Genomic DNA, 711 nt, shown 5'->3' on the forward strand with positions numbered 1-711 from the left:
CTGAAGTGCAAAAACCGGGCGTTTTGGATGCGGTGTTTGCCGATTCCAAGGCAGGTAACGCAATTAGCCAAGAACTCGGTGCGATTGTGGAAGGCGGCGCAGCAACCTTCAAACTTTGGGCGCCAACAGCGCAAGACGTTGCTCTGATCATCTATGACGAGAATCTGAAAGAAGAAACAACCGTTGCGATGAAAGAAGATTCAGCAACCGGTATCTGGGTTTCTGAAGCGCAAAGCAACGTCGTCAACAAATACTACCGTTACCAAGTTAAAGTTTACCACCCAACAACGGGCGTCATCGAAACTCGCTTGGTCACAGATCCATACTCTCTGAGCTTGTCGAAAAATTCGATGTACTCTCAAGTGATCGAGTTGGCTGATCCAAGCTTGATGCCACAAGGCTGGAGCGACTAAGCACGCCCAACCGGTAAAAAAGATGAAGACCACGTACTGTACGAATCACACCTTCGTGACTTCAGCTTTAACGATACAAAAGGCACCAAAGAATACAACGGTAAGTACTTAGCACTCACAGAAGCAGACCGCGAATCGGTCTCTCACTTGCAAGCACTAAAAGACGCAGGTTTAACAACGCTTCACATCCTGCCAGCGTTCGATATTGCTACGGTTGATGAAGAAGCGGCGAACCGCGTCGATATTACTGACACCGTAGGTAAATTGTGTGGCATCAAACCAGAAGCGTCTGTCTGTG

Annotated in this window: 1 pseudogene; it reads left to right on the forward strand. The window is 48.2% G+C overall.

Annotated features, from left to right (window positions below):
* Positions 1-711 (forward strand): annotated as a pseudogene (locus R8N49_RS27140) (DUF3372 domain-containing protein); the annotation flags it as partial.

The organism is Vibrio sp. 1978 (genome assembly GCF_033344345.1).